Source organism: Microcoleus sp. D3_18_C2 (assembly GCF_036702395.1).
Taxonomy (GTDB): Bacteria; Cyanobacteriota; Cyanobacteriia; order Cyanobacteriales; family Microcoleaceae; genus Microcoleus.
The window spans coordinates 42,763-66,440 of record NZ_JAUBTG010000025.1; the positions used below are offsets into that span (position 1 = coordinate 42,763).

The 23,678-nt window shown below is 44.6% G+C and carries 12 protein-coding genes; 7 read left to right on the forward strand and 5 right to left on the reverse strand.

Translation table 11 applies throughout. The features are described 5' to 3' along the window. Positions 1-208 precede the first annotated feature (208 nt). The 3 genes from QUA88_RS16545 to QUA88_RS16555 form a co-directional block, all read right to left on the reverse strand. Positions 209-3,961 (reverse strand): WD40 domain-containing protein, encoded by a 3,753-nt coding sequence (locus QUA88_RS16545; protein ID WP_333272689.1) that lies wholly within the window; start codon positions 3,959-3,961, stop codon positions 209-211. Positions 3,962-3,988: 27 nt separating this feature from the next. Continuing rightward, positions 3,989-7,639, reverse strand: coding sequence for an AAA-like domain-containing protein (locus tag QUA88_RS16550; RefSeq protein ID WP_333272692.1), 3,651 nt, complete (start codon positions 7,637-7,639; stop codon positions 3,989-3,991). A 229-nt stretch (positions 7,640-7,868) separates the two neighbouring features. Continuing rightward, complete coding sequence (locus QUA88_RS16555) at positions 7,869-9,191, reverse strand: AAA-like domain-containing protein (protein WP_333052970.1); 1,323 nt, start codon at positions 9,189-9,191, stop codon at positions 7,869-7,871. Positions 9,192-10,160: 969 nt separating this feature from the next. Between QUA88_RS16555 and QUA88_RS16560 the strand changes: the two genes are divergently transcribed. The 3 genes from QUA88_RS16560 (at position 10,161) to QUA88_RS16570 (ending at position 16,912) form a co-directional block, all read left to right on the forward strand. Next, complete coding sequence (locus tag QUA88_RS16560; protein ID WP_333052968.1) at positions 10,161-11,729, forward strand: ATP-binding protein; 1,569 nt, start codon at positions 10,161-10,163, stop codon at positions 11,727-11,729. A 90-nt stretch (positions 11,730-11,819) separates the two neighbouring features. Continuing rightward, positions 11,820-15,500, forward strand: coding sequence for a GAF domain-containing protein (locus QUA88_RS16565; RefSeq protein WP_333052967.1), 3,681 nt, complete (start codon positions 11,820-11,822; stop codon positions 15,498-15,500). 194 nt (positions 15,501-15,694) lie between these two features. After that, positions 15,695-16,912: an adenylate/guanylate cyclase domain-containing protein gene (locus QUA88_RS16570; RefSeq protein ID WP_333053144.1), complete on the forward strand. Its 1,218-nt coding sequence runs from the start codon at positions 15,695-15,697 to the stop codon at positions 16,910-16,912. A 49-nt stretch (positions 16,913-16,961) separates the two neighbouring features. Here the strand turns inward: QUA88_RS16570 and QUA88_RS16575 are convergent, their stop codons facing one another. Next, the gene (locus QUA88_RS16575; protein WP_333211046.1) at positions 16,962-18,242 is read right to left on the reverse strand and encodes a recombinase family protein; all 1,281 of its coding nucleotides are present in this window, start codon (positions 18,240-18,242) and stop codon (positions 16,962-16,964) included. Between the two features lie 3 nt (positions 18,243-18,245). After that, positions 18,246-18,605 carry a VOC family protein gene (locus tag QUA88_RS16580; protein ID WP_333211044.1) on the reverse strand — a complete coding sequence of 120 codons (360 nt, stop codon included), beginning with the start codon at positions 18,603-18,605 and terminating at the stop codon, positions 18,246-18,248. Positions 18,606-18,770: 165 nt separating this feature from the next. Here QUA88_RS16580 and QUA88_RS16585 point away from each other — a divergent pair, with 165 nt between their 5' ends. The 4 genes from QUA88_RS16585 (at position 18,771) to QUA88_RS16600 (ending at position 23,517) form a co-directional block, all read left to right on the forward strand. Further along, on the forward strand, positions 18,771-20,912 hold the full coding sequence (locus tag QUA88_RS16585) for a SpoIIE family protein phosphatase (protein ID WP_333272697.1): 2,142 nt from the start codon (positions 18,771-18,773) through the stop codon (positions 20,910-20,912). A 309-nt stretch (positions 20,913-21,221) separates the two neighbouring features. Next, positions 21,222-22,457, forward strand: a complete 1,236-nt coding sequence (locus QUA88_RS16590; protein WP_333272700.1) for an adenylate/guanylate cyclase domain-containing protein — start codon at positions 21,222-21,224, stop codon at positions 22,455-22,457. Positions 22,458-22,488: 31 nt separating this feature from the next. After that, the gene (locus QUA88_RS16595) at positions 22,489-23,097 is read left to right on the forward strand and encodes a DUF6272 family protein (RefSeq protein WP_333052959.1); all 609 of its coding nucleotides are present in this window, start codon (positions 22,489-22,491) and stop codon (positions 23,095-23,097) included. Positions 23,098-23,163: 66 nt separating this feature from the next. Further along, positions 23,164-23,517: a slr1659 superfamily regulator gene (locus QUA88_RS16600; protein ID WP_333052957.1), complete on the forward strand. Its 354-nt coding sequence runs from the start codon at positions 23,164-23,166 to the stop codon at positions 23,515-23,517. Positions 23,518-23,678: the final 161 nt, after the last annotated feature.

Genomic DNA, 23,678 nt, shown 5'->3' on the forward strand with positions numbered 1-23,678 from the left:
ATCCCATTAGGAATGAGAATTAAATAACTTCCACAAGATTGTGGGATGGGCGTCCCGCCCATCCAAAAAGGACGGGCGGGACGCCCATCCCACAATAACAATTAAAATTGTAAGTTATTTAATTCGCGAGCCTTAGCAAGGGGAGGGTTGGGGTGAGGTAAAACATTTACGAATCATTTAGGATTGCTATAATAAAGCGGACTTGAGATTATTTCCTTCCAATACCCTCGCACAAACGTCTATCTTCCTCCTTCACATCAGCATTTGTTCGCAAATAATCCCGCACGCGATCGCAACCATCAGCCAACAAATCCACTTTCATAACTCGATCCACATCCCACAAAATCAGCGTATTATCCTCACTCACAGAAGCCACAAATGACCCATCCCCACTATACGCTACCCCCCGAATCGCCGCAGAGTTACCTCTTAGCGTTGTTAATTCCGTACCGTCAAGCTTCCACAATTTCAGCGTATTGTCTACACCACCAGAAGCAATAATATTACCATCCGGGCTAAACGCGACCCCCCATACCGCAGCCAGATGGCCTTCCAGAGTTCTTAGTAACTTACCATCCACAGTCCAAAGCTTAATCGTATTGTCCCCACTGCCAGAAGCCAGAAATTTACCGTCAGGGCTAAACGCCACTCTCCACACCGCAGCAGTATGACCTTGAAAAGTTCGTAGGGGCAGTGCCCCCGTGCCTGCCCCATCAAGCTTCCACAATTTCACAGTACCATCCCCCCCTGCCGAGGCAATTAGCTGACCGTCAGGGCTAAATACGACCTGCCAAATAGGAGCATGATGTCCTGTCATAGTATGCAATAAAGTACCATCGGGCCGCCAAAGCTTGATAGTATTATCTTGACTTCCAGAAGCAATAATTTGACCGTTTGGACTGAAAGCTAATGTAAAAACCGTAGCGTTATGACCTACCAAAGTTGCGATCGCTTTTCCATTTCGAGTCCAGATATTCACCTTATTATCATTTCGGCCAGAAGCAATTAACTTGCCATCGCCACTCAGGGCAACAGCATAAATCGCAGCGTTTTCTACAGTGAAAGTCCTCAACAATTTGCCTTGCCGACTCCACAGCTTAGTCGTGCCATCCTCGCTGCCCGTAGCAATTGTAGAACTATCCGAACTGACATCTAAAGCCCAAATCCCCGCTTTATGTGCAGTAATCATCGTCCGCAATGGGTTTTGACTCTGCCACAGCCGCACCGTATTTTCTGCACCCGCCGAAGCAATAAAACTGCCATCCGGGCTCCAAGCTATCCCCCAAATCGAGGCACTGTGACCTCTAAATGTCATTAATTCTGTGCCATCAACATTCCATAGTTTTATAGTTTTCTCTCGACTTGCAGAAGCAACAGTCTGACCGTCAGGACTAAAAACAACTCCAGATACTACAGCAGAATGACCTTCAAGCGTTCGTAGGGGCAGTGTCCCCGTGCCTGCCCCCTTCACTGTCCAGAGTTTCACCGTTTTATCTGCACTTGCCGTAGCAATCATTTGACCATCTCGACTAAATGCCATTGCTGCTATCACAGAAGTATGGCCTCGGAGAGTTCGTAGGGGCAGTGCCCCCGTGCCTGCCCCGCCTTTGTTCCAGAGTTTCACCGTTTTGTCTCCACTTGCCGTAACAATAGTCTGACCATCTGGACTGAAAGCCACTGAGGATACCCCAGCAGTATGACCCTGGAGAGTTCGTAGGGGCAGTGCCCCCGTGCCTGCCCCGTTTTTGTTCCAGAGTTTCACCGTTTTGTCCATGCTGGCAGAAGCAATTGTTTGACCATCGGGACTAAACGCCACTGTCCAGATACCAGCAGTATGACCCTGAAAAGTTCCTAGGGGCAGTGCCCCCGTGCCTGCCCTATCCAGTTTCCAAAGTTTTACAGTCCCATCATCACTTCCAGAAGCAAGAAACTGACCGTCCGGGCTAAATTTGACCGATCGAACGATCGCCTGATGACCTTTGAGTGTTGCTATTTCCGTTCCGTCCCGCCGCCACAGTTTAATAGTTTTATCCACACTTGTTGAAGCAATAAACTTACTGTCTGGACTAATATCAACTCCGATAACAGCCGCTTGATGTCCCGATAAACGGTTATATTCATCGCCTTCATAAACCGCTTGACCCAATACATTGATAACTTGATTCTCAATATTTTTATCCGTCTTGCCTAAGTTTTGTAATCGGCGCTTAGCTTTAATTGCTTCTATTAGTGCATCCAATCTGCGATTAGAGGCAAACAATCCCTCAGAGGAAGAAACCAGCGCTTCAATTTCACTTATCCGAGCTTCCCGCTCACTAATAACGGCTCGGCGATACTGAAAATAACTTGTTACTCCTAAAGCACAGGCAAGCAGGAGTGCCATACTCACCGAAAATAGTAAGGCCCTCTGTCGTTTCCCTGCTTTTTTTTCTTGAATTAAGCGCATTTGTTCCTGGGCCAGTCGCGCTTCCACTTCTTTAGTGCGTTCTGCTTCTAGAGCTTGTTGAACTTCTCGCCTATCTAGTTCGGCACTAGCAGCTAAGAACTGATAGTCTAGGTTACTCAAGCTTTTTTCCTGCGCCCAGATTTGACCATCTTTTAAGGCTTGTCCCCGCAAAAGTCTGGAAAAATCTGTTTGTTGTGAAGCAACCCAAGCATCGAAGGTTTGCGAGTAGGGGCGCAGTTGCCCTAATTGCTTCTCTACCCATTCCAGATTAAAAACTTCAGCATAAACCCTGTTTCTTACCTGTAAATAACCATTATTTTTGACAACTAATCCCGATAATAATAGTTCAATTTGTTCTGGTGAGTCATCAGTTGATACCCGTCCCACTTTTTTGCTATCAGGTAGAAATATTTCATTTCCTTGTAGGGGCAATTGTCCTGTAGTTGCCCTATAAAGATTTGGGTCAGGCACGGGGGTACTTCCCAGAGAGTCCTCTTCAAAGTCCGAGAATGAAACAGAACCGCTGGTTAAGGGGGGGTTAGATTGTAAAATTTGCTGGTAGATGCCGAGTAATCTACCCGCGCGTTGTTCGTTGCGAATAATCCGCTCCTTTATGGTTTTTAAATGTTCCGGCTCATCCTGAGATTCCCATTTATTAATGATATTTTCTCGCACTAAACGATCTACCCAAAACTCTTCTGTTCCTGGGGGAATTGTTACTACTTTTTGCGGTGTTGTTTGAGTTGCCATGTATGCTAAATAGCACAGTTTCTGCGTCAGAAATGGCTGCCCAGAAGTCCAAGCCAATATCTGTTTGAGAATAACTTGATAATTATTGACTACATTTGCCAATCCCGCCGCTAATGGCTGGGCTTCTTCTAGTTCAAAACCTCGTAAATTTATCGCTCGACCAATATTAAAAGGAGTTCGTTTTTTATCGACAATTAAATCCCTAGGTGTTGCTACTCCAAAAATTGCAAAAGTAATACGATTATATTCTGGATTAATTGAGCGTTGATTATAGCAAAAGCGAATTAGGGCGAAAAAATCATCTACCGGGAACTCTAGACTGAGAACACTGTCAATTTCATCAATAAATATAATGATTTTGTTTTCAGGAAACTTGGCCAACAAAATATCTTCAATAAAATGACTCAATCTTTGCAAAAATGATACATCTTCTTCATCACGCCACCAGGTTTTTAAGTTAACTTGCCCTAAAAGATTGAAGCCGCGCCACAGTTCCCCAATCATACCTTTATACCACTGTAAAGGAGTGATATTTTCACTGCCGATGCGGGTCATGTCGATCGTGCTGCATTGAAATCCTTCAGCTTGCAGTCGGTGCAGAGTGCGGACTAATAGGGAAGATTTGCCCATTTGCCGCGAATTGAGAATGTAGCAAAATTCGCCTGCTTTTAAGGCTTCATAGAGTTCGGAATCTGCTTGTCTTACTACGTAGGTAGGTGCATTATTAGCAAGGCTGCCGCCGATTTGGTATTGGTAATTATTCATGATTTTGAGTTCATGGTTTATGAGACTTTAACGATCGCCCACGGCATCGCACAAATGTCTGTCCTCCTCCTTGACTTCAGCATTAGTTAGCAAATAATCCCCCACACGATCGCACGCATAACCCAGTTCATCGAGTTTGAGAATACGCTCTAGATCCCATAAAATCACAGTGCGATCGTCCCCGGCGGAGGCAATTTGTTTACCATCGGGACTAAACGCCACCCCCCAAACGTTCCCTTCATGTCCCGTTAGCGTCGTGATTTCTGTCCCGTCGGTTTTCCAAAGTTTGAGTGCGCCAGTTGAGCCTCCCCCCACCAGCATTTGACCGTCTGGACTGAAATCAACCGCCATCATGCCTCTACTATTTCCCTTGAGGGTTTTGAGCAACGTGCCATCACTCGTCCAGAGTTTAATCGTGTCATCCCTGCTAGCAGTTGCCAAAGTGCGACCGTCTGGACTGATGGCAACTTCCCAAACAGGGCTGCGATGACCCTTTAGGGTCTTGGAAAACCTACCGTCAAGACTCCACAACCGAGCAGTGCTGTCGCTACTGGCTGAAAGCAGCCTCTGTCCGTCAGGGGTAAAATCCACATCGTAAACCCTAGCCCGATGCCCTGTGAAAGTTCGTAGGGGCGGTGCCCCCGTGCCCGCCCTGCCGTCCTTGTTCCACAGTTTCACAGTTTTATCGTTGCTAGCAGAAGCCAGTAGCCCATCTGGACTGACGGAGATATCCCAAACTCCAGCTTCATGACCTGTTATGGTTTTCAGTAGCGTCCCGTCGAACTGCCAGAATTTAATTGTTTTATCTTCACTAGCGGTAGCAAGGAAAGGTGTATTAGCAGGATTGGCAAAGCTAGCACCAGAGAGGAAAGCAACCGAGTGAACGGCAGTATCGTTTCCGGCAAAAGACTTCAGCAACGTGCCGTCTCGCGCCCACAGTTTGAAACTGCCATCGGAAGAGGCGGAAGCTAGCATCTGACCTTCGGGGGAGAAATCCACATCCCAAATCGTGCCGCCATGTCCGTAAAGGACTTTCGAGAAGGGGTTTGTCGGATTCCAGAGTCGAACGGTATTGTCGTCGCTAGCAGAGACAACTATTTGACTGTTGGGAATAAAAGCAAGCCCGCGAATTCCAGATTGATGGCCTTTAAGGACTTTCAACAGCGTCCCGTCCGGCTTCCAGAGGTTGATGGTTTGGTCGGCGCTGGCGGAAGCAATCACATCGCCTGCTGTACTGACAGCGACTTCAAACACTTCCGAACTGTGACCGCTAAGAGTAAGTAGGGGCAGTGCCCCCGTGGCTGCCCCTGGCAGTGCCCCCGTGGCTGCCCCTGGCAGTGCCCCCGTGGCTGCCCCTGGCAGTGCCCCCGTGGCTGCCCCTCCGTCGGGTTGCCAGAGTTTGACAGTGTTGTCAGCGCTGGCAGAGACAATGGTGGGGCGTTTTGTGCCGCTATTGTCTGCAAGTAAAGCAAACTCAACGTCCCAAACTGCGGCGCTGTGACCTTCCAGAGTTCTCACCAGTTCGCCCTCTAGAGTCCAAACCTTGACCGTATTATCTGTGCTGCTAGAGGCTAGCAGCTTTCCATCCGGGCTAAAGGCAACACCCCAAACGGCACCTTGATGTCCGCTTAGGGTTTTGAGCGGTTTGCCATCAACGCTCCACAGGCGAATGGTGCTGTCTTCACTGGCGGAGGCGATGCGCTCACCGTCTGGACTCACGGCGATCGCCCAGATCGCAGCCTTGTGTCCCTGAAAGGTTTTGAGCAGTTTGCCTTCTCGACTCCACAGATAAATGTTGCCGTCCACGCTGGATGTTACCAGGCGCAGGCTGTCGGGACTAAAACGAAGGGCGTAGACGCTGCTGATCGTGTGTTGGAGAGTGTGCAGCAAGGTGCCATCCCGTTGCCACACCTTGGCTGTTTGGTCGCCGCCTCCGGTGGCGATGAGTTGACCGTCTGGGCTGACATCAACTGCCAGAACCGGGCTGGAATGCCCCAACAGGCGATTGAATTCTGCCGTTCCATAGATGGCTTGTTGCAGCACTTGTTGAACTTGAGATGGCAACTGGGGGCTGGAATTAGCTAGGTTGTCGATCCTGCGTCTGGCTTTGATGGCGCTCACGAGGGCATCTAATCGCTGTTGGGATGCGAATTGCCCGGAGGATGAGGAGGTGAGGGCTTGAATTTCGCTGGTGACGGCGCGATGGTATTGCCAGAGGGCGAAAATGCTGGAGGCGATCGCAACAATTAATACCCCGCTCAACGCCCCAATAAACTTTCGCTGCCGCTTCGCTGTCTCTCGCTCTAAAACTAACCGCTTGCGTTCTTCTGTGAGTCTGGCTTCAACTTCTCTGAGCCTCGCTGCTTCCAGTGCTTGCTGCACTTCCAGCCTGTCTAATTCAACAGAAGCTGCTAAAAAGTGATAATCCAAATCGCTCAAACTTTTTCCCTGGGCCCAGTAGGAAGCGTCTTTTAGCGATTGTCCGCGCAACAGTCGCGATTCATCGGTTTGTTTTGAAGCGATCCAAGCGTTGAAAGCTTGGGAATAAGGACGTAGTTGCTCTAACTGTTTTTCTACCCATTGTAGGTGAAAAACTGCTTGATAAATCGGGTTGCTTACCTTTAAAAAACCTTGGTGTTTTACTACCAAACCTGATAGCAGCAGTTCGATCTGCTCTCGACTGTCATCCGCTTCAACTTCACCAAATTGTAAGAGGTTTTGATAAATACCTAAACTACGTGCAGTGAGTTGTTCGTTGCCAATAATGCGATCGCGAATTGTCTTTAAATGCTCCGGCTCATCTTGCGATTCCCATTTATTGATGATGTTTTCTCTCACCAATGAGTCCACAAAAAATCCTTCGGTTCCCGGTGGTATTTTTAAATCACCCGTGTGGGCTTCCCGCGCCCTTTTTACTACTAATTCACATATTTTTTGCGTTAAAAATGGCTGTCCTCCAGTCCAAGCTAAGATTTGTTTGAGAACTGCTTGCGGATTTGCTATGACATTTTCTAACCCTTTCGCTAATGGTTGCGCTTCTTCTAAGCTAAATCCTGACAAATCGATTGCTTGTCCGATATTAAAAGGTGTCCGATTTTTATCGGCGATTAAATCGCTGGGTGTAGCTACTCCGAAAATTACGAAGGTAATTCGGTTGTATTCTGGATTAATGGCTCGTTGGTTGTAACAATAACGAATCAAGGCGAAAAAGTCATCAACGGGAAAATCTAAGCTTAAAATACTATCAATCTCATCAACAAATATAAAAATTCGCTCCTTCGGGAATTTTTCTAATAAAATATCTTCAATAAATTGACTCAATCTTTGGAGGAGAGAAACTTCTTCTTGTTCTTTCCACCAGGTTTTTAAATTGACTTTTCCTACAAGATGGAAACTGCGCCACAAATCCCCAACAATTCCTTTATACCACTGTAAAGGAGTAATGTTTTCGCTACCGATGCGAGTCATGTCGATCGTGCTGCATTGAAATCCTTCGGCTTGCAGTCGGTGTAGGGTACGGACTAAAAGAGAAGATTTGCCCATTTGCCGGGAGTTAAGCACGTAACAAAATTCGCCAGCTTTTAAGGCTTCATAAAGTTCGGAATCTGCTTGCCGCACTACGTATGTAGGCGCATCACTCGCGAGACTGCCACCAATTTGGTATGTTACCTGGGTCATGGGGTTTATGGGTAGGTTTAAAGCTGAGTATGTAGGGAATTTATTTAGAGGTGAGGATGTGGTGATGGAGCTTCATTATAATATAAATAATGCCCAATTTTGGTTAATTACCCTTTTTTTTAGTCCGCGTAGGCGGACTTTATTTGTATAGCAGCAATTTCCAATCGCCAGGAAAAGTGGAGTTTTCAAGGCGGATATTGGATTACGAAAAGAAACTGTAAAGCCGACTCTAAATAAAGTTGTACGAACCAAAATAGAGGCGGTACAACTCGCAGCTTAGCGTACAGCGGTTGTTATCGATATGAATCAGCCCCATACTAAATAATTTAGAAGCCACTATCGGATCTAATTCCACTCCGTGTTCCGATTTTACCACTTGTTTCAGTGCAACCATAAGTTCGGGATACTCTTGGAATGTGGCCCAAAAACTCCGCAAGTAATCTTTATAAATTCCCGCTATTGTGGGAGCTTCTTGTAGTAGCCGATCTAGCGTTACACTGTTTTGACAGAGGTGGTAAAGAGCTAGCCGCACTAGATAAGGATGTCCCCCCACCATTGCCATCAGTCGATCGGCATTGGAGCCATCTGTCCAATCCACTCCGTGACGCTGGGCTAAAGCAAGTATCTGCTCTTCTGTAAAATAGGGCAATTGCAGCGGTAAACCGATATTAAAAGGCGATTCAGTGAGCTTTAAAGGAATATAAATTTCTGTGGAGTGAAGAACGATTAACCGCAGTTTTCCCAAGGTTTCAATCCGCTTTGCTTCTTCATGCCAGCTTCGCAGCAGCGGCAAAAATTCTCTGGCAATTTTTGGATACTCAAAAATTATATTTACTTCATTTAAAGCTAACACAAGAGGGTTACTGATTTCTGCTAATATATATTGTTGCAAATAGATGGTGCAGCTTACTTTGCTACCCATGTCTTCATCCCAATAATCATCTAATAGGGGTGGTAATTCTAGGTGACGGCTGATGTTGGCACAAAACCAGCGTAAAAATTTATCGATATTGACTAAAACAGCTTCCTCGGCTTGCTGAAAATCTAAACTTACAGTTCGATAGTCAAGAGAAGTCGCGCGCTCTAAAATCCGTAGCAGAAGGGAACTTTTTCCCATCTTCCTGGGAGCCTTAATCCGCAGCACACTTCCTGGTTTGGTAATCTCTCGATAGGCGAGTTCTTCAATTAGCGGGTGATGGATATAAAATGGCGAACCGAGGGGCACGGGAGATCCGGGAAATTCTAAAGGTGTTGCGAGGGATTGGCTGCGGGTGAATTCTTCAATTAATTCTCGTTCCTCTGCGGTTAGGGAACGTGATTCTAAACAAGAGCGAAAATTTGATTTGCTAATAGATGTCTGCAAGATTTGAGAGAGAGATTTCCACAAGGATGAGGCTATGTTTCTCAGGTAATGCTCTCCGTAATGAGAGGCAGATGCAATACTTGTATAAGTTTTTCCTTCCCAAACTTGGCGAAGTATGATTTCTTGTACGGGATATAAATCTTTTTGTAATCGCACACGAGTTAGCTGTAGTACCTCATCTATCGTCATAACTGGCAATAACCATATAAGTGTATCGTTGATATTATCACTTATGATTGAGTGTAAAGCTCAGAGCGATCGCCTATTGGATTCCCACACGCTCCTGTCGCGATATTTTTGAGGGGGTAATTGGTCAAATCGGTTAAATATCCCCGAAGAGTATCACTGTCAATAATCAAGAATTCCCTCGCGGGGTAGTGGCGGGTGTATTTGGGAGCATCTCAATGAAAGCAGGCCTCCGCTAGAAATTGGAGTTTTGAGGCAGGAGGCAGGAGGCAGGAGGCAGGAGGGAAGAGGGAAGAGGAAGAAGGAAGGAGCCAGAAGAAGTGTTTTTACAAATATGAGATGCTCCCGGTGTATTTAACCTGTCTGCACTCTTCAAGGGTAAAAGAGTGAACCAACCTCTACAGGTTTTTGAGAATGGTTCTCTTCGTTAAGTTGAATCCGTGACATCCGTTAAATCTGGTGATTTCCCCGTTGCCTGACTCAGGGCTGTTTCATTCTCTTGTAGGGGGAGCCACTCTTTGCTGCCCCCATGTCCCAAACGCCTGTGCAGTCGTCTGTGGCGGGGTAGGCACGGGGAGTAGGGGTAGCACTACAAGAGTCAAAATTCATGTTTTTGGTGAGAATGAAACAGCCCTGCGTTGCCTGACCGATCGCTGAGTGCTATAACCCAATTTTAATGGGCGCTGGCGCTCTTACTGGAAAGGAATCTGCGCTCAGTTTTTCTCGATCGTTGCCCAAAATGTCATCCCGGTGTCACAGTTGATAGTGAAGGCAGAATTAAAAATGTGACAGTTGACTTTGCTAAAGCTGAGTCTATTGATGTTAATTTAATTAACAGTAGTTTCAGATCGCTGCATTTACCGATCGCAAGTGTTAAGTCCCAAAGTCTAATTCTTATTTTTGTACCCCCATTTTTTAAGTTTTTCCAGTAATCACCTCTGAAAAATATTAGCAAATAACCGAGTTGATTTAATGCAAATGGTTCATAAAATGTTCCCAAATTATTTTATTCCTCACGGTCATTGCTACTTGTGGAAGCCTGGATTAGTGGGGCTACACGTTTTGTCCGATGGTTTGATAGCCGTCGCTTATTTTTTGATACCGATTACGCTGATTTATATTGTCAAAAAACGGCAAGACGTACCTTTTGACTGGGTTTTCATGCTGTTCGGCTCTTTTATTATCTGCTGCGGGATTACTCATATTATGGAAATATGGACGCTGTGGCATCCTAATTATTGGTTCTCGGGTTTTCTTAAAGGGATTACGGCGCTGATTTCGCTATGTACCGCAGCCGTGCTGGTGGAACTAATCCCAAAAATCTTGGCTATTCCCAGTCCCGATCAATTGGCGGCGGCAAATTTGGCTTTACAAAATGAGATTGGCGATCGCAAACAAGCTCAGGAAGCACTCTCGGAATTAATGCTAGAATTGGAAAAACGGGTTATCGAGAGGACGATCGCTTTAGAAGTTGCTAATGAACGTTTGCAACAGGAAAATCGCGATCGCTCTTTGGCGGAAAATTCATTGCGGCACTCGGAAGCTAAACTGCGAGAGCAGACTCAGCAATTAGAGAACGCTCTGCAACAACTTAAAGGCGCTCAAGCTCAACTCGTACAAACTGAAAAAATGTCCTCTTTGGGGCAAATGGTAGCTGGGGTTGCTCACGAAATAAATAACCCTGTGAACTTCATTTATGGCAATCTGATTCCGGCTGAGGAATACATTAAAGATATTGTGGCATTGATTAAGGCTTATCAAGTTTATTACCCCACTCCGGCGCCGGAAATTGCAGATAAGATTCACACTATAGAACTCGATTTTATTTTAAAAGACTTGCAAAAACTTTTTGGTTCGATCAAAATTGGAGCAGAGCGAATTAAGGAGATTGTTAAGTCTTTACGAACTTTCTCGCGGTTAGACGAAGCCGACATGAAAAAAGTAAATATCCATGAAGGTCTCGATAGCACTTTAATGATTTTGCAGCACCGCTTGAAAGAACAACCAAACCGGCCGCCTATCCAAGTGATTAAAGAGTATGGAGATTTGCCAGAATTGGAATGCTACGCTGGGCAGCTTAACCAAGTATTTATGAATATTTGCTCTAATGCTATTGATGCTTTAGAACAGATTGTACAGCAGGGATATTTGACCCACGGCTATTGGGAAAATAATTTCTCTGACAACTTACAAAACACCCATTGCCCACTACTAAAAATTCGCATCCGCACCCTTTTAGTTGATGGCAAGTGGGTGCAGATTCACATTGCTGATAATGGCAGTGGCATAGATTATGATGCGATCGCTAAAATTTACGATCCATTTTATACAACGAAACCTATTGGTGCTGGTACCGGGCTGGGTTTGGCGATTTCTTATCAGATTATTAAAGCCCATGAAGGTTATTTGCGCTGCACTTCCGAGGTGGGGAGAGGTACGGAGTTTATCATTGAAATTCCGTTGCGATCGCAATTTGGCGAGCGCCACCGACTGCCAAAGCAAGCTGTTATGAACAAGGTGGGTTTAGGCGTTAATAAATAATGCTGAAGCCAGCTACCATTTTCGGTGACTTTTATTTTTTGCTTAACTTAGGCATCATCAAATCCCTATTATCTGCCAATAACAAGTATTATGTGGGAAGCACTCAAAAACATATTTTCCCCGACTCAGTATATGCCTCACGGTCATTGCTATCTTTGGCAAACGCCTTTAGTGTGGCTGCACGTAACTGGGGACTTTTTAATCGCGATCGCCTACTATTCAATTCCGGCGATGCTGATTTATTTTATTTTCAAGCGGCGCGATGTTCCTTTTTTAGGAATATTTGGTTTATTTGGTGCATTTATTATTCTGTGCGGCACGGGTCACTTGCTCGACATTTGGACGTTGTGGCATTCCGCTTATTGGCTGTCGGGGATTGAAAAAGCAATTACTGCACTGGTTTCCTGCTTCACTGCCGCCTCAATGGTAACACTATTGCCCCAGTTTTTGTCTTTAAAAACCCCCCAAGAATTAGAGGCAATAAATCGCAAGTTGCAAAGTGAGATTGCTGTGCGTGAAGAGGCAGAATTAGCGTTGCGCTACGCTTATGATGACTTAGAAATTAAAGTTCAAGAACGCACTGCAGAGTTGAGAGAAATTAACGGTTATTTAGAAGCAGAAATTAAAGAAAAAATTGTCGCTGAATCTGCTTTACGCGAACGAGAAACTAGGTTAACCGAACAACAAACAGGCTTGCTAGAATTAGCCAAAAATTCTAGTATCTACGAGGGAAATATCAGCGAGGCGTTGAGAGAGATTACGCAAATGGCAACTCGTACCCTGAATGTCGATCGGGCAAGTATTTGGTTTTATCAGGAAGATAAATCCGCAATGTGCTGTGCGGATCTTTACGAACTGACGCCCGATCGACACAGCGCCGGTGCAGAACTGAAAGTTGCTGAGTATCCTAGCTATTTCCAAGCTTTGAATACAGAACAGGTACTCGCAGCGGTTGATGCCCAAACCGATCCGCGAACCCTAGAATTTAGCGAATCTTATTTGAGGCCATTAAACATCTCGTCGATGCTAGATGTTCCTATTACCCATAAAGGGCAAATTGCGGGTGTAATTTGTTTAGAACATCTGGGAACGACCAGGAATTGGACGCTGGACGAACAAAGCTTCGCTAGCTATGTGGCGCAGATCGCAGCTTTAGCAATGGAAGCTCGCGATCGCAAGCAAGCCGAGTTAAACTTGCGTTCTGTCACCGAACGTTTGCAATATTTGCTGGCGACTACCCCGGCGGTGATTTTTAGCTGCAAATTAGGGGGAAATTATGACGTAACGTTTGTCAGCGATAATATTGTTTCAATGATTGGTTACGAAGCCAGAGAATTTCTTGATGGTTCCCTTGATTGGCATAGCCTGGTTCATCCAGACGATCGAGAGATTGTTGATACTTCATTCGCTCAGATATTGGAAAAAGAATCGATTTCCTACGAATACCGCGAACGGCACAAAGACGGTGGTTATCGCTGGATATACGATGAGGTTAAGTTAGTCAAAGATGCTGCTGGTCTACCTGTGGAGTGCGTGGGTTATGGAGTAGATATTACTGCTCGCAAACAGGCGGAACTAGCCTTGCAGCAGCAAGTAAAAAGGGAGCGGCTAGTTAATTCCATTCAAGAGCGGATTCGCTCCTCTCTTAACCTAGAAGAAGTAATGACAATGGCTGTGGAAGAAATTCGCCATTTTTTGTCAACTGATAGAACAGTTATTTACCGCTTTAATCCAGATTGGAGTGGATTTATAGCCGTCGAATCGGTATCCGTCGGTACGATGCCGATTTTGGGAATTGACATTAATGACCCTTGTTTTCGAGAACACTACGTCTCTGTTTACGAGCAGGGACACCTGCGCGCGATCGACAATATTTATACAGCAGGTATTTCAGAGTGCCACATTAATTTACTGAGCGAGTTGGAAATTAAAGCTAACCTCGTGGTTCCCATTTTGCAAGGTAAAAAACTATGGGGGCTACTCATTGCTCATCACTGCCACAGTCAAAGGCATTGGAGCTCTTCTGAGATAGAATCTCTCAAGCAAATTTCCGTGCAGCTAGCAATTGCCATCCAGCAATCCACCCTTTTTGAACAAGCCAAAACAGAAATTGCCGATCGCAAATTAGCAGAAACAGCATTACAAAAAGCTGTTGTAGCTGCTGATACAGCTAACCGCGCCAAGAGCGAATTCCTTTCTTCTATGAGCCACGAACTGCGGACTCCCCTGAATGCCATTCTCGGATTTAGTCAGGTGATGGTGCGCGATTCATCTCTCAACAATCAACACCAACAGCACCTAGAAATTATTAATCGCGCCGGCGAACACTTGCTTTCGCTAATTAATGACATTTTGGAAATGTCCAAAATTGAAGCGGGCCGAAGTCAGCTTAATGAAAGCAGTTTTAATTTAATGCGCTTGCTGAAAACCTTAGAAGAAATGTTTCGATTAAAAGCTAAATCTAAGAAATTGCAGCTAAATTTGGAAGTGGGTGACGGTGTACCGCACTTTGTTAGTGGAGATGAAGGTAAACTGCGGCAAATTTTGATTAATCTTGTAGGAAATGCGATCAAGTTTACAGAGATGGGTAGCGTTACTTTGCGAGTTAAAAAGAAGGTAGAAGAAAGTTTGGGCGCTGAAAACGCAGAGTTTTCGGACACACAAACAAAACTTGCCGACGCGGCTTCTGAACATTCCGAAAGCTTAGCGGTTGAAACCACAGCTATACAAAGAAAACCCGGATGGTGCACTGGTTTTAATCACTCCGAAAGCTTGGCAGACTTTAATTGTGTAGATGCTAATTACCTTCACCCGGAATTGTTACGCCTTCAGTTTGAAATTGAAGATACTGGCCTTGGCATTTACCCTGAAGAGATAAATAAGTTATTTGAACCCTTTGAGCAAACAAAAACAGGTCAAAATTCTCAACAGGGGACTGGATTAGGTTTACCAATTAGCCGCAAATTTGTACAAATGATGGGAGGAGATATTACTGTCATCAGTACACCTGAGTTGGGAAGTAAGTTTGTATTTGATATTCAAATCAGCCTTGCCCCTCTCAGCGAGATTAAAATCCTTAAACCGCAGAAAAAAGTAATTGCTTTAGCACCGAATCAACCAGAATACCGGATTTTGGTTGTTGACGATCGCGCGGATAATTGCCTAGTCATAGAGAGATTATTGTCACCACTAGGCATCCTCGTGCGATCGGCTAGAGATGGTCAAGAAGCTATTGCTGTATGGGAGGATTGGCAACCGCACCTGATCTGGATGGATATGCAGATGCCTGTCATGGATGGCTATGAAGCCACAAGACAAATTAAAGCTCATCCTCTTGGAAAACAAACTGCAATAGTTGCTCTTACTGCTAGCGCTTTTGAAGAAGAACGACAAACTATTTTAGGAGCAGGCTGCGATGATTTCATGCGTAAACCTTTCGAGGCAAAGATATTATTTGCAAAAATGGAAGAACTTTTAGGATTGCGTTACATTTACGAGGAATCTGTTGATGCACCACTAGACAATGACAGCGAAATTAGCGGAGTGACTAGCAATCAATCCGTCGAGTTACAACTCAGTCAAATGCCTCTTGAGTGGGTAGAACAGATATCTCATGCCGCTCATGAATGCTGCGATGAGAAAATTGTCAAGTTGATTGAGGAAATGCCTAGCCAGTTGGCTTTTTCCGCACAATATTTAACTACTTTGGTGCAGGATTTCCTATTTGACGATATTATAGAGATAGCACAATCAGCAGTTGCATCGAGGTAAAAATACCTCTTTTCAATCAATGTAATTGGAGGAAAAATTTATATTTTAAAAAATCTAAGTTTAAGCCCATATAGCGTCTCGTTGCTATCTTATTTTATGCGAGACAATATCCTTTTATATGGTTTCGTTTTTGTTGAGGTAAAATTCTTAAGTGTTAATATCTTTTATTTTGAAAAACTACCGTGAGCGAGTGCATGGACAGCTATCAATATCCTACAATTCAAGCCAACATTTTAGTAGTTGATGATAAGCCCGATAATGTGCGGCTTTTATCTACAATATTGACCGAACAAGGGTATCAGGTTCGTAAAGCGCTGAACGGGCAAAGGGCGATCGCTACAGTGCAAGAGTTTCCGCCGACTCTAATTTTGCTGGACGTGATGATGCCAGAAATGAATGGATATGAGGTATGTGCAAAGTTGAAAGCTTCACCAAAAACCAGTTCCATTCCCGTGATTTTCTTAAGCGCCTTAGATGACGTTTTAGATAAGGTGAAAGCTTTTGATGTGGGAGCCGTTGACTATATTACTAAACCTTTTCAAGGTAAAGAAGTATTGGCACGAGTGGCGAATCAGTTAACAATTCAAAGTCAACAACAGTTACTTCAAGAGCAAACGAAGCAATTCCAAGAACTTGTCGAACGTTTGCAAAACGAAATTAAAGAGCGGCAGGGGGTGGAGCTAGCTTTACGGCTTGCTCAAACAAAGTCGGATCATTTATTGCTGAATATTTTACCAGCAGCGATTGTTGAAAATTTGAAAAAGGGCGAGGGTTCTCCGGCCCAGAGGTTTGATTCAGCAACAGTTCTTTTTGCCGATATTGTCGATTTTACGTCTATTGCTGCTAGAATGTTACCTCTAGAATTGGTAAATGTACTAAACCAGATTTTTTCAAGGTTTGACCAACTAACTGAAAAACACGGTTTGGAAAAAATTAAAACAATTGGAGATGCTTATATGGTAGCGGGGGGGTTGCCGGTGCCGAGGGCAGATCATGTAGAAGCGATCGCGAATATGGCCTTGGATATGCAGGAAGCGATCGCTGATTTTCAAACTGACAGAGGCGAACCATTTCAAATTCGGATTGGCATTCATACAGGGCCAGTAGTTGCGGGCGTAATTGGCACTAAAAAATTTAGCTATGACTTGTGGGGAGATACTGTTAATGTTGCTTCTCGGATGGAATGTCAAGGATTACCGGGATATATTCAAGTTACTACAGCTATTTACGAACTGTTAAAAGATCGGTATTTATTTGAGGAAAGAGGTGCGATCGCGGTTAAAGGAAAAGGAGAGATGATCGCCTATTGGTTAAAAGCTAAAAAAAATAATTCAGCGGTTGAAAGCGATGCTTGTCTAACGCAGTCCACTCCTACGGAACTAAGAGAGTACCCACATACCCCACTTCTTTAAGAAGTCGGGTATCTAACCTAGGAGCTATGGATGAACGTCGAGCTAATCCTTAAAAAATGAAAACAATTTGCAGTTGCCAATTTGTATTTTCCCGGACGATTTCAATGCGATCGATAAATTCTCGAAAGTAAAACCTGCGTTCTGATTCTGATAAATCGAGCCAAAATTGCGACAGGGAAACTGTTTGGGCAATTTCTCGCAAATTTACTGGGGGTAGTTGCGCTAATTTGCTTTGCAGTTCGGCAATTTCGGTGCGGATTTTGTAGGCTCTAAACTCTGCCGTTTCCGTGTCTAATATGCCGCTTTCAATCAGGGCCCAAAGTTGCTCTATGATTTCTTGTTTCGATGCGATCGCCCTGACAATTCCTGCTTTCATTCCATTCATATTCGGCATTTGCAACCCAGCAACAGCATCGGGTAAATCCCGACAAATACCGGCGATGGTTAATTGCAATACTTCATCGTAGGAAAGGCCACTACATTTAGGCTGTTTTGGACAGTTAATCGGTCGCAAATAAAGGTATTCTTTTTCTTTGCGGTAGGAGGTGACTTTGGCAACTGTCATGGGCGATTTGCATTCGGCACAAATTGCTAAACCTGCGAGGGAACGTGGGGCGCTAGCGCTGCGAGGAGAAAGGCAGCGGTTGCGGCGCAGCAACCTGTCTATTTGGGCGGCTTCTTCTCTGGAAATAATCGGGACGTGGGTGTTAGAAATTACTTGGCCGTTTTGATATTCTAAATCGCCTCGGTAGGCGGGATTTGTCAGCCAGCGGCGGCCGGTACTTACAGAAATTTTTTTGTTGTATTTCTTGGCTAAATACCGCACGGAACCTCGCAATGAACCGTAAATTAAAAAGTGTTCAAAAAAGTCTTTGACGGTGGGGGCGGTGGTTTTATCGATCGTATAACAATCTTTGCCGCGCCGGTAGCCGTAGGGAGCCTTACCCGGTGGCATCCGGGATTTGATGCGGTTGCGCGCGTGTCCTTTGCGAATACTCCGGCTGTGTTGGCTGCGCTGGATTTCTGCGAGGATTTGCAGCAAGTTTTTGCGGTTTCTTGGTTCTGTTTCTTCTTGGACAATGATTTCGACGCCGAGGTTTTCGAGTTGGGCGAGGTGCGAACACACTTGCTGCAATGTGTCGCCTAGTTCTTCAAACCGCTGAATTAATAAGTATTTGACTGGTTCTGTTTGGCAGTCTTTGAGGAGTTGCTGCAGTTGTTGTCGCCCTCCTAAGTCTTGATAGGTGCGATCGACTTCTTGACCCCAAATTTCCGGTGCGGGTGCTGCTTCCAGTAGCGGTTCGGTGTAAGAATAAGCGATGATTTTCATCTGTTACTCGCTGAGTTCGATGATATTGCCGTCGGGATCTTGGGTAAATAATGCCGATCGACCTGACGCACTCATTTGGAACGGGCAATTGTGAGCGATTAACTGTTGTTTTGCTGCCTCTAAGTTGGCCACAGAAAATGCTAGATGTCGGTTGCGTCCCCATTTGGCATGGTCTACGGCATCTGGGATAATTGTTGCACCTAAAATTAGGTGGAGCTGGAAGTCGCCGATTTGATACCAGATTCCAGGAAATTTTAAGTCGCGATCGATTTTTTGCAGTTTTAGTACGGTGCTGTAAAAGTGTTGGGATTGTTCCAGGTTGGAGATGAGGATGGCGCTGTGGAGGGATTGAGTAATTTGCATTTTTGTTGGGATTTATGGTTTTTTTTTTACCGCTGATGCAGGCTGATGAACGCAGTTTTTTTGCGGTTGGTTGAGTTTTTGATATGATAACATTGTCCGTCGCTCTTAATATATCCATTATCAAGTCTTGTAACAAAAAACTGCCCGCTGGGAGTGTTTTTAACAATGGTTTCTCAAAAAAGTGCGATCGTCTCCAGAGCGGGCAAAATCCGTCTCCGCAATGTCTTGGTAGTTCCCTTTGTTCTCCAAATTTTGGCCGCTGTGGGCTGCGTTGGCTATCTCTCTTACAGAAACGGAGAGCAGATAGTCAACAATATTGTTAGTCAGTTGCGCCACGAAGTGAGTGCGAGAGTTTACGAACGTGTTCAAACCTATCTGGAAGCTCCGCCACTGGTGAATCAGATCAATCAGGATGCTGTACCTTTGGGGGTGTTGAACTTTGACGATTTGGAGCAAGCTAGACCATATTTTTGGAAACAAGTTCTGCAATTTAAGTCGATCGGTCACGCGGGAATTGCCAACGAAAAAGGTCAGTACCTGCGTGTGGGTTGGGTAAATCGGCTGGTTGGACTGGAACAACCTCAGCTTGCCCAGCAACTGATTCCGGGGGGCGGCGACTTGATATATTACAACCTTGACGAGAATGGAAACCCGACAACAATCGAAAAAAACACGCCCAATTATGACGTTCGCACGCGCCCTTTTTACAGAGTAGCTGTTGAGAAGAAACAGGCAGCTTGGAGTGAAGTTTATATTAATTTTGGCTACGGTACGCTGCAAATTAATGCGAGTCTACCCTATTATGATGCCGAAGGGAAACTAATTGGCGTGCTGACTTGCCAGATGGGACTAGATCAAATTCGCCAATTCCTGCAAACCTTAAGGGTGGGTAATTCCGGTCAAGTATTTATCATTGAACCCCAGGGTGAGTTAATAGCCACCTCGCTTAAAGAACAGCCTCTTTCGGTGGGAACCGGTAAAGATACAAAGCGGATCAAAGCACAGGAAAGCAGCAACAGGCTGATGCGTCAAAGTGTGCTTTATCTGCTCGAACGCTTCAAGCGTTTGGAAGACATCGATCAAACAGTTCAACTTGACTTTTATCTGAACGGTGAGCGGCAATTTATCCAAGTTTCTCCGTTAACAGACAAGTACGGCCTCAATTGGCTGAGTGTAGTAGTAGTTCCTGAAGCGGACTTTATGGCGCAAATTTATGCTAACACTCGCCAGACCATTTTGCTGTGTATTGTGGCTCTCATTGTCTCTGTTGCAATGGGTATTTTCACCGCTAGCTGGATTACTCGCCCCCTAAACCAAATTGCTCAAGCTTCAGAATATCTAGCAGGTGGTGCTCTCAACCAGAACGTTGATTCCAGTCGGATTTGGGAAATTGAAACCTTAAGAAATTCCTTTAATAGCATGGCGAGACAACTGCAAGAATCCTTGGAAACGCTAGAAGATAAAGTCAAAGAACGTACCTCGGAACTCGCCACCGCCACTAAACAAATTGCCGCTCTCAACCAGCGTCTGAAAGCGGAAAACTTCCGCATGAGTTCCGAACTCGATATGCTCAAACAAATGCAGCAGTTGATTCTGCCAAAACCTGCTGAACTTGCAGCTATTGAAGATTTAGATATTGCCGGATTTATGGAACCAGCCTCGGAAGTAGGTGGTGATTACTACGACGTACTTTGTACTAACGGGGTTGTCACAATTTGTATTGGTGATGTCACCGGACACGGATTAGAAAGCGGCATTTTGATGGTGATGACTCAAGCTGCTGTCCGCACTCTTCAGGAAATGCAAGAATCCAACCCGGTGCGTTTTTTAGATACCCTCAACCGCACTATTTATAAAAATGTTCAGCGCATGAACTCCGACAAAAATATGACACTAGCTTTGCTCAACTATGCCGATCGCACAATTAGTATCAGCGGTCAACACGAGGAAACTCTTGTGGTCAGGAAAGGTGGTAAAATCCAGCGAATAGACACCATTAATTTAGGATTTCCGCTCGCCTTAGATGAGGATATTTCCCATTGGATTAGCCATGTTTTAGTAGACTTAGAGCCGGGGGACGGGGTGGTGCTTTACACTGACGGCATTCCCGAAGCTAGAAATATGCACAAAAAATTCTATGGTATTGAAAGACTCTGTGAAGTGGTTTCTCAAAACTGGCATTTGAGCGCCGAACAAATCAAGGAAGCCACCATCGCTGATTTGAGAAATTTTATTGGAAAACAAAAGGTTTTTGATGACATTACTTTGCTAGTATTGAAGCAACAGGGAAATATTGTGCATAATTGATTATTGACCGAAAGCATCCAGGATACAAGCCCCCGGATTCATTCCTTCGCAGACTCATAACCCAGAAATAAAAGACCTGTATCCCATGAAACTTGCCCCCCGAATTTATCCGTGGGGTCAATCTAAAATCTAAAATCTAAAATCTAAAATCGATTGACTGTCGTCAACCAGGTTTCTACGAGGAATCTTGGATTTAGTGGTCAAGCATCGAAGCAGAAACAGGATTTCGAGTTCCACGTCTGTAAGTTCTAATACCTTACCGCGAGCGAATCAAACAATTTTGTGCTTCCCGATTCGGGAGTTTAAATTATGAAACCACAAATAAATTTAGCACCATCTAAATCTCCAGAAGAACTCTATACCCAGCTACAGGAGTTGAGCGAAAAACTTGAGGAAGTAGAGGATGAAAAAAACAGCTATGAAACGTTAGTAGAAATTGTCACGCAACACTCCACGGATCTGGAAAACCAGATCCATCATAAAAACCGAGAGATGCAGACTTACATTGAGCAGGTAAAAAAGGTTATAGATGCAGCTATTGCTGTAAAAAATAATAGCTTTGAACCCCAGATATTGTCAGATGTGGCAGCGCGCAGTGATGCACTGGGAGAACTAGCACAGGTATTTTCGCATATGGTGCAAACGGTGAAAGCGCGGGAACAAGAATTAGAGAAACTTTTGCAGGCTTACGGACGTTTTGTTCCCGCTGAATTTCTCCAATTTCTCGGCAAGCAGAGCATTGTTGATTTCCAGCTTGGAGATCACGTGAGTAAAGAGATGGCAATTATGTTTTCCGATATGCGTTCGTTCACCACGATGGCGGAGCAAATGACTCCTCAAGAAAACTTTGACTTCATCAATAACTATTTACAGCAAGTTAGTCCCGAAATTCGGAAGCACAACGGTTTTATTGTCAAGTATATTGGAGATGGAGTCATGGCAGTTTTTCCTGATGGCGTGGATGATGCTATTCAGGCAGGAATTGTGAAATTGGAGCAGTTGCATAAATACAATCAAAGCCGTAAAATAAATGGGGATATACCGCTGAAGATTGGCATTGGTATCCATGTGGGTGATACGATGGTTGGGATTATTGGAGATGCGAATCGGATGCAAGCAGATGCGATATCGGATCATGTCAATCTCACCGCTCGTCTGGAAGGTTTGACTAAGTATTATGGCGTATCTTTATTAATTTCGGGAGATGTGGTACAACGTTTGAGTCAACCCGAAAAGTATCATATCCGTTTTTTGGATCGGGCTATTGTCAAAGGTAGACAAGAAGCCATTACAGTTTGTGAGGTGTTAGATGTTGAAGTAGAACCAGTGCGATCGCTCAAAATTCAAACCTTGCCTATATTTGAGGAGGGACTCCAAGAATATTGTCAGGGAAATTTTGCTAAGGCCATTGTTTGTTTTGAACAGATAGTAGCACTAAATCCAGATGACAAGCCCAGTCAACTTTACCTAAAACGCATCCAATCGCTGTTAGAAAAGAGTATTCCGGCTAACTGGAATGGCGTGTGGAAATTCACCAAAAAGTGACCTTAATACCTCAATTAGAGCTAGAAAAATCATGACATCTGGAAGCTTAAAAACAATGACCCAAATCTTTGGAGAATTCATTGAAGAATTTCCTCCTGAACACGATTCCCTAGAACTGACATTTACTCCCAGTTCTCGCCCGATTAAACAGCGCTGGCGCAACAACAGGCTTTCAGCTCATTTTGTAGCCGATTATTTGTCTAGCTTTCTACCTGTGGATGAGGAGGATGCTAGCAGCGAGAAACGGATAAAAGAAAGCAAGGGAGCTGTGAGCTACGTAGCCAACGAACTGTTAGAAAATGCGATTAAATTTAATAACGATGATACTCATTACAAGGTCAAATTTGGCATACACTTTATTGGTGAAACAGAGGTGACGGCGGTAATTTTTGCCAGTAATAGTGTCACTTCAGAAGGGGCGAGTAAGTTGAAGGAGTTTATTGAAGAAATTATGGCTTCCGATCCCAATGAACTTTATTTGCAGCAGCTTGAAAAAAATGCAGAATCTGAAAGTGATACATCGGGATTGGGATTGCTGACGATGATTAATGACTATTCAGCTAAGATAGGTTGGAAATTCGAGCCCAGGCCAGATAGTGATACCATCATTGTTACGACTGTGGTTCAAATTAGGGTCTAGTTTCTAGCATTTCAATATTTACTCTCTTGTGCGATCGCACTATTTTAGTCAGGAAATAAAATCACAATGGGCATTCAAGACATTCAAGGTGAAGATTACAGCATTCAGTACGATCCAGAATCAGTCACAGTCACTTTCCAAGGCGAACTGAGCCTGAGCGGCCCTCCAGAATATGCACCAATAGCCGAATTGTTAGATGAGGTCGCCAATGGCGAACCTCCTACTATTACCTTGAACCTAAAACAATTGGAATTTGTTAACAGTTCTGGTATCAGTATGCTGTCTAAATTTGTTATTAGCGTTCGGAAAAAGAAAACGATTCAACTTTTGGTATTGGGTTCAAATGATATTCCTTGGCAACAGAAATCTCTCAGAAATTTAGAAAAGCTGTTGCCAACTTTGAAGCTCGAATTAGCGTAGGATAGGTGTAAATTTTAACTACAGTTAACACAGGCGGGACGCCCGTGCCACACACAGTTAACACAGGCGGGACGCCCGTGCCACAGTTAACACAGGCGGGACGCCCGTGCCACAGTTAACACAGGCGGGACGCCCGTGCCACAGTTAACACAGGCGGGACG